Raw genomic sequence first — 1,225 nt, forward strand, 5'->3', positions numbered from 1 at the left:
GCCGCCGCCACCATCCCTTGCGCGAGACCCGGTGCGCAATGAAGCCGCACCCGCCCCGCCGGCGAGACGCTGGCGCTGCGGGCCTCGTCGGTCGCCGAATCGATGTCGGCAAGTATTGCCTTAGCGCGCTCGTAAAAGCGCTCCCCGGCCTCGGTGACGGCCAGGTGACGCGTCGTGCGATGCAGCACCACGGCCTGCAACTGTTGCTCGAGCGCGGACACAGCGCGCGAAATCTGCCCGGCAGTGGCATTGTTTTCGTTTGCCACAGCGGTAAAGGAGCCCGTTTCGACTACGCGCACGAAAATGCGCATACCGGTAACGATGTCTGCCATGGTGGTTCTCCGGTAATGCGAGTACGAATTATCGAAGAATTGTGTCCGGCGGAAATCGATAACCGTTGAACGAAAGCGGCGTCTGGGCCGGCGACGAAACGGAGACGGAACCTCTGTCCATGCCCCATTATATTCGTCGCCCCCCGGCATCAACTTGGCAATTTCAGTTGCATGTCGTCCGTATCATTGAGCTTTTGGGAAGGAATCAGCCCTTAGCGTTTCCGTCGCCGCTAAGTCGCTCAGCACCGTATTGGAAATTGAGCTGTCCGGATTCGACAAATTCGCTACCTGGAACTTCGACAATGGCGACGTGGATGTAAGGAATTGGTGATCCAATCGTCTCATGAACAATCTGGATCAGCTCCTGGGCTAATTCATGCTTCGCCTCTGGGGAGACTCCAGTATGGATATTGCAATGGATAAAGGGCATAGGTATCTCCTGTGAGCGAATCTCAAGACTGCGCCCGCTTAAGTGCGGCTTCGCCAGCAAGGTCCTCGCCGTTCGGGCCGGCCACATAGTCAGGAAGAATCGCGCCACCCTCCATGAAGTTGCCGCCTGCATGTTCGTTGACCAACACCAGGATCGAGCCAACAGGGGCTCCCGTGATGCGGCTCACTGCCTCGGTAATGCGCGTACATAGCTGCTCGCGTTGCTCGTCACTGCGGCCACGCCGAATGTCACATCGAATATAAGGCATAGATCTATCCTTCTGGTACAGAACCGTTAACTATTCAGCTAACCGTGGTGGTTCATGGCTTGAGGTCCTCGAACGCCGCGCGTACCGAGCCCAAGCCGTGAATTTGAGCCTCGAAGACGTCGCCCGGGCGCACGGCGGCCATCGGGCCCAATGCGCCGGTCAGCACGATATCGCCGGCCGCCAGCCCGCGTCCGA

Annotated in this window: 4 protein-coding genes; all 4 read right to left on the reverse strand. The window is 58.7% G+C overall.

Annotation, left to right across the window (positions count from 1 at the left end):
• The coding region (locus J3489_RS37205) for a LysR family transcriptional regulator (protein ID WP_207005772.1) at nucleotides 1-332 on the reverse strand (332 nt) is incomplete at its 3' end.
• Between the two features lie 205 nt (nucleotides 333-537).
• On the reverse strand, nucleotides 538-762 hold the full coding sequence (locus tag J3489_RS37210; RefSeq protein ID WP_207005773.1) for a tautomerase family protein: 225 nt from the start codon (nucleotides 760-762) through the stop codon (nucleotides 538-540).
• A 22-nt stretch (nucleotides 763-784) separates the two neighbouring features.
• Nucleotides 785-1,030 (reverse strand): tautomerase family protein, encoded by a 246-nt coding sequence (locus J3489_RS37215; protein ID WP_207005774.1) that lies wholly within the window; start codon nucleotides 1,028-1,030, stop codon nucleotides 785-787.
• 52 nt (nucleotides 1,031-1,082) lie between these two features.
• The coding region (locus tag J3489_RS37220; RefSeq protein WP_207005713.1) for a fumarylacetoacetate hydrolase family protein at nucleotides 1,083-1,225 on the reverse strand (143 nt) is incomplete at its 5' end.

This window comes from Trinickia mobilis (assembly GCF_017315705.1).
GTDB lineage: Bacteria > Pseudomonadota > Gammaproteobacteria > Burkholderiales > Burkholderiaceae > Trinickia_A > Trinickia_A mobilis.

What these genes read in the sequence shown, in the direction of transcription:
- J3489_RS37210 (WP_207005773.1), bottom strand. Translation starts at nt 762, where the DNA reads ATGCCCTTTATCCATTGCAATATCCATACTGGAGTCTCCCCAGAGGCG.
- J3489_RS37215 (WP_207005774.1), bottom strand. Translation starts at nt 1,030, where the DNA reads ATGCCTTATATTCGATGTGACATTCGGCGTGGCCGCAGTGACGAGCAA.